5 protein-coding genes and 1 pseudogene are annotated in these 5,317 nt (G+C 75.0%); 4 read left to right on the top strand and 2 right to left on the bottom strand.

What is annotated here, in order from left to right:
• A pseudogene (locus tag QZ433_RS12200) lies at positions 1 to 210 on the top strand (CDP-alcohol phosphatidyltransferase family protein); the annotation flags it as partial.
• 146 nt (positions 211 to 356) lie between these two features.
• On the opposite strand, the gene QZ433_RS12195 reads toward QZ433_RS12200, so the two are convergent.
• Positions 357 to 1,808: an FAD-dependent oxidoreductase gene (locus tag QZ433_RS12195; RefSeq protein ID WP_295783842.1), complete on the bottom strand. Its 1,452-nt coding sequence runs from the start codon at positions 1,806 to 1,808 to the stop codon at positions 357 to 359.
• 38 nt (positions 1,809 to 1,846) lie between these two features.
• Here QZ433_RS12195 and QZ433_RS12190 point away from each other — a divergent pair, with 38 nt between their 5' ends.
• A complete protein-coding gene (locus QZ433_RS12190; protein ID WP_295783841.1) occupies positions 1,847 to 2,512 on the top strand; it encodes a methyltransferase domain-containing protein in 666 nt (221 codons plus the stop codon).
• Positions 2,513 to 2,626: 114 nt separating this feature from the next.
• On the opposite strand, the gene QZ433_RS12185 is transcribed toward QZ433_RS12190, so the two are convergent.
• Complete coding sequence (locus tag QZ433_RS12185) at positions 2,627 to 3,649, bottom strand: methylenetetrahydrofolate reductase C-terminal domain-containing protein (RefSeq protein WP_295783839.1); 1,023 nt, start codon at positions 3,647 to 3,649, stop codon at positions 2,627 to 2,629.
• 65 nt (positions 3,650 to 3,714) lie between these two features.
• Between QZ433_RS12185 and QZ433_RS12180 the strand changes: the two genes are divergently transcribed.
• Positions 3,715 to 4,377 carry a pyridoxamine 5'-phosphate oxidase family protein gene (locus tag QZ433_RS12180; RefSeq protein WP_295783837.1) on the top strand — a complete coding sequence of 221 codons (663 nt, stop codon included), beginning with the start codon at positions 3,715 to 3,717 and terminating at the stop codon, positions 4,375 to 4,377.
• A gap of 2 nt (positions 4,378 to 4,379) precedes the next feature.
• Positions 4,380 to 5,216 carry an FAD binding domain-containing protein gene (locus QZ433_RS12175; protein WP_295783834.1) on the top strand — a complete coding sequence of 279 codons (837 nt, stop codon included), beginning with the start codon at positions 4,380 to 4,382 and terminating at the stop codon, positions 5,214 to 5,216.
• Positions 5,217 to 5,317 lie beyond the last annotated feature (101 nt).

The raw sequence follows: 5,317 nt of genomic DNA, 5'->3' as shown, positions 1-5,317 counted from the left end.
TCGATCGCCGAACGGACGGGCCGCCGCATCGACGACGGTCGGTCGCTGTCGTTCCTCGGGCGCATCGCCGAGGGCACCGAGACGATCGTCGTGCACACCCTCTGGCTGCTGCTGCCGTTCTGGGCCGGGTGGATCGCTCTCGCGTGGGCCCTGTTCGTCGGAGTGAGCGCCGTGCAGCGCGTCGTGGTGGGGTACCGCCTGCTGCGGTGAACGCCGGGGCGCGGCGACCCGGGAGCGCTCGACGCCGCGCAGGCGTCGACCCGGGTCGGGGCCGGGCCGCGCGTCAGCCCCGGCGCCCTCGGGCCCGCGCCTCAGCCCGCCGCCGCACGCGCCGCAGCCGGCCCCGCCCCGCCGCGTCAGCCCCGCCGCCGCCGCACGCGCCGCAGCAGCCGGATCACCGCGGCGACCGCGCCCGAGCGCAGGGCGCCCTGGGCGTCGCGTACGGCGGCGTTCCAGCCGGCATCCGAATACGTCGGGTAGGCGTGCAGCACGCCCGCCAGGTCGCGCACCGAGAGACCGCGCGAGACCGCCGTCGACAGCTCCCCGAGCGACTCCCCCGCGCGCGGACCGACGATCGTGGCACCGACCACCCGCCCCTTGCGGTCGACCGCGAGGCGCGTGAACCCCGCGGTGCGGCCCTCGGCGATCGCGCGGTCGAGGTCGTGGTGCGCGGTCTCGACGATGCGCACACCCGCGGCATCCGTCGTCGGCACACCGATCGCCGCGACCTCGGGCGCGGTGAAGGTCACGCGAGGCACGTCGTCCAGCCGCACGCGGCGCCTCAGACCGAGCACGGCGTTCGTGGCGGCGATGCTGCCGAACATCCCCGCGGTGTGAGTGAAGCGCGGCAGCGGCGTCGCGTCGCCCGCGGCACGGATGCGCGGGTTGCTCGTGGCGAGGATGCGGTCCACCGCGATCGCGCCCGAGTCGTCGAGGGCGACGCCCGCGGCATCCAGCCCCAGTCCGGTCGTGTCGACGCGCCGACCGAGCGCGGCCAGCACGCGATCGGCGACCACCGTCGAACCGTCGCTCAGGCGAGCGGTCGTGCGGCCGTCCACCCGCCCGGCGCTCTCGAGCGTCGCGCCCAGGCGCACGTCGACGCCGTCGGCGCGCAGGGCGGCGAGCACGAGGGCGCTGGCGTCGGGATCCTCTTTCGGAAGCACCCGGTCGCCGCGGTGCACGAGGGTCACGCGCGAGCCGAGGCGCGCAAAGGCCTGGGCCATCTCGCAGCCGATCGCGCCACCGCCCAGCACGAGCAAGGTGGCGGGCAGCTCGTCGAGGTCCCAGAGCGTCTCGTTCGTGAGCACCTCGACGCCCTGCGGCACGATCGGCGTGCTGCCGGTCGCCACCAGCGCATCGCGGAAGCGGATGCCGACCCCCTCGACGACCAGCGAGCGGGGACCGTCGAACCGCGCGCGGCCGCGCAGCGTGTAAACCCCGGTCTCGGCGAGCGCCTCGGGCGAGTCCACGGGTTCGATCGCGGCGATCGCCCCCTTCACGTGGGCCATCACGGCGGCGAAATCCACCCGCACGCCGTCGACGTGGACGCCGAGTCGCGTCGCGTCGCGCGCGTCGTGCGCGGCCTCGGCCGCGGCGATGAGCGCCTTCGACGGCACGCAGCCGGTGAACAGGCACTCCCCGCCGAACCCGTTCGCCTCGACGAGCAGCACCCGCGCCCCGAGCACGGCCGCGGTGCGGGCTCCGACGAGGCCGGCGCTCCCGGCCCCGACCACGACGAGGTCCCACTCCGCCCGCCCTGCGTCGACGGCGGTGAGCGGACGGGCGCGGCGACGCGAGACGGAGGTCATCCCCGAAGCCTAGGGTGGTCGGAAGAGGGGGTGGCGCGATGGCGGCACTGCTGCGCCGATACGGCGTGGGCGCACGCTGGTACGACGTGCTCTCGGGCGAACGCTGGGTGTACCGGGCGGGCCGGGAGGCCGGCATCCGCCTTCTCGATCCGCGCCCCGGCGACACCGTGATCGACCTCGGCTGCGGTACCGGACTGAACTTCGCCGGTCTCGTCGCGGCCGTGGGACCGACGGGACGCGTGATCGGCATCGACCGCAGCTCCGACATGCTCGCCGTGGCCCGTCGACGCATCGTCGCCGCGGGGTGGCACGACGTCGTCACGCTCGTCGAGGCCGACGCCGCGACGCTCGACCCCGCCGCTCTGCGCGCCGCCGCCGGAGGACGGGGAGCGGATGCCGTCTTCTCGACCTACGCGCTGAGCGTGATCCCCGCGCGCGACGAGGCCTGGCGCCGCGCGTGCGCCGCGGTACGCCCGGGCGGACGCGCGGGCATCGTCGACATGCAGCGCCCGCGGGGCCGCTGGCGCGTGCTCGAACCCCTCGCCCTGCTGGCGTGCGCGACCGGCGGCGCCGACATCGATGCACACCCCTGGCGGCTGCTCGAGCGCGACGCCGCCGACTCCCGCGGAATCGCCCGCGCCGAGCGCAAGGGCGGGCACCTCGTCGCGGTGGCGGGCGAGCTGTCCCCCTCGGTCACCGGCTGACCCCGCGCGCCGCCCGCCCCGCCCCCGCTCAACCGTCGAGTGTCCGAGACACACCGCGGCACCGCGCGGCATTTCCTGGACACCCGACAGATCCGGCTCCCGCTCCCCGCGCGCTCAGCGCAGCCGGCGCGCGATCTCGGCGAGGGCTTCGGCGAAGGGTTCCTCGGCGCCCTCGCGACCGCCCGACAGGTTCACGCCGACGACGCCCGGCACGGCGAGCATCTCCCGCGCCATCTCGACCGCGAGCGAGATCCCCTCCGCCCGCGGGTCGCGCGAGCGCCGCACGCGCTCCAGGAAGTCCGCCGGCAGCACCAGGGTCGTGAACGACTCCAGCAGGTCGGCCGACGCGTGATCGACGACCACCGGCACGCACGGGATGTACCGGATGCCGTCGCCCGCCTCCTCGATGAACCAGCGCACGGGGGCCACCCCGCCGGCGTGGTTGACGAAGCACACGTCCGCTCCGGCTCGGATCTTCTCGCGCAGCCGCGCCGCGCGTCGGTCCGTCGGCGGGGCCGCCGGTGAGGCCGCCACCGACACCACGTGACCGGCGGCGCGGGCCAGCGCGGTGGCCTCCGTCGAATCGAGATCGAACACCGGCGCGGCATCCGGTCGGTGTCCCGTGCGGGTGTGGTCGCCGGTCACGCAGTGCACCCCCGCGACCCCCTCGACCGCGAGGGCAGCGAGCTCGCCCTCGATCGCCACGCGATTGCGGTCGCGCATGTTCAGGCCCGTCCACACGCGCAGGCCCCGTCTCTGCAGCAGGTGCGCACGGTAGGCGGGAGGGAACTGCACCCGCGCGCTTCCCGCGTCGCCGGCGAGAACGGCATCCACCTCTCCGGAGAGGATCGCGGCGCACCGATCGATGGATGCCACGCTCAGCGCCCGCGCGGGAAGATCGGCCACCACCCAGGGGCGGGTGCCGAGGTCTGCAAGGGTGCGCGCGGCGGCGGCCGTGCGCGGCGCCGGGGCCACCTCGGTCGAGCGGTCGAGCCCCGTCCACGGCACGGTCGGGCGGTGCAGGAACGCGCACCGGTGCGCCGCGTCGATCTCGCACGATCCGTCGAAGCCGACCCCGCCGCAGGGACCGTACTCCATGCTCTTCGGGCAGGTGTCGATGAGGGGCAGCACGCGCATGCCGGGAGTGTACGAACCCGGTGTTTCGTCGAATGTTCATGACGGCAACATCGCCGAAACGCGCGGTGCCTACGCTCGTCGCTACCCGCAGCATCCCCGGAGGTCGCATCGCCATGATCACGGCCGGCACCACGTTCGGTGCCGACGTCGACGACGTCGACACGCTCGTCGACGACCCGCTCGACCTTCTCGTTCGCTGGCTCCCCCCGCACGACAGCGAACTGCGCCCCCTCGCCGCCCTGGCCACGATGGGCCGCGACGGACTGCCGTCGCTGCGACACGTGCTGGTGAGCGACCGCGACCTGACCGGGCTGTACTTCCACACCGACGCCGCGAGCGCCAAGGTCGCGCAGATCGCCGCGAACCCGGTCGCCGCGATGTCGGTCGCCTGGCCCGAGGTGGGGCGGCAGCTCGTCGTGCGCGGCATCGTCGAGCGCGTCGGCGCCGACGAGGCCGCCGAGGTGTACCGCCAGCGCTCGCGGTACCTGCAGCTGCTCGCGTGGCTGAACACCGACGAGAACGCGCACCTGCACGTGCTCGAACGGCGACACCTGTGGGCGGAGTTCGACGCCGCGCACCCCCACCTCGAGCCGCCGGAACGCTGGGTCGGCTTCCGCGTGCGCCCGGTGACGCTCACCTTCTGGCGGGGCGACGCCCTCGGCCAGAGCACGCGGCAGAAATACACCCTCGCCGACGGGCGCTGGACCGGCCGGATCACGGCGGGCTGAGCATGGACATCACCAGCGTCACCTCGTACCGCGTCGCACGCTCGCGCGCCGACCTCGCCCTGCGCCCCGGCGAGGTCGTGATAGCCGGCGGCACGTGGCTCATGAGCGAGCCGCAGCCGCACGCCACCGGCTTCGTCGACCTGACGGGACTGGACTGGGCCGACCTCGAGGTGACCGACGAGGGTCTGCGCATCGGCGCGACGTGCACGATCGCGCGCCTGCTCGCCTGGGTCGAGCACGAGGCGCCCCGCGACTGGACGTCGCTCGCCCTCGCGCGCCCCGCGGCCGACGCGCTGCTCGCCTCGTTCAAGATCTGGAACACCGCGACCGTCGGCGGCAACGTCTGCCAGGCCTTCGCGGCGGGCGCGATGATCGCGATGCTCTCGACCCTGGATGCCACGGCTCTGATCTGGACGCCCGACGGCGGCGAGCGCCGCATCGCGGTGGCCGATCTGGTCGTCGACGACGCCGCGACCTCGCTCGCTCCGGGGGAGGTCGTTCGCGCCCTCGACATCCCGGCACGGGCCCTCACCGCACGCGTGGGGCTGCAGAAGATCGCCCTCGCCGAGCTGGGACGCTCGGGCGCCGTCGTCACGGCGCGCGTCGACCCCGACGGCACGAGCGTCTTCGTCGTGACCGCCGCCGTGCGCCGCCCGCGGGTGCTGCGCTTCGCGCGGGTCCCCGGGGCAGGAGAGCTACGGGATGCCGTCGCCGGGGCCACCGACTTCTACACCGATCCGCTGGGCAGCGCCGATTGGCGTCGCGGCGTGAGCATCGTGCTGGCCGAGCGCCTGCGGGCGGGTTTCACCCGTCGCCCGTTGCAGCGGGGTGCCGCGTGAGCGGCGGGGCCCTCGTGCCGCGCTCCGGAGATCCGCGCACGTCGGCGGCGTCACGGCGGGGGTGCGGCGGTGACGCGGGCGCATCCTCCGGAGCGCGGCAC

This window comes from uncultured Microbacterium sp. (assembly GCF_913776565.1).
Taxonomy (GTDB): domain Bacteria; phylum Actinomycetota; class Actinomycetes; order Actinomycetales; family Microbacteriaceae; genus Microbacterium.
This window is presented reverse-complemented; position numbering and strand designations above follow the sequence as displayed.

Coding starts and splice junctions, on each gene's coding strand:
- QZ433_RS12195 (WP_295783842.1), bottom strand. CDS start 1,808: ATGACCTCCGTCTCGCGTCGCCGCGCCCGTCCGCTCACCGCCGTCGAC.
- QZ433_RS12190 (WP_295783841.1), top strand. CDS start 1,847: ATGGCGGCACTGCTGCGCCGATACGGCGTGGGCGCACGCTGGTACGAC.
- QZ433_RS12185 (WP_295783839.1), bottom strand. CDS start 3,649: ATGCGCGTGCTGCCCCTCATCGACACCTGCCCGAAGAGCATGGAGTAC.
- QZ433_RS12175 (WP_295783834.1), top strand. CDS start 4,380: ATGGACATCACCAGCGTCACCTCGTACCGCGTCGCACGCTCGCGCGCC.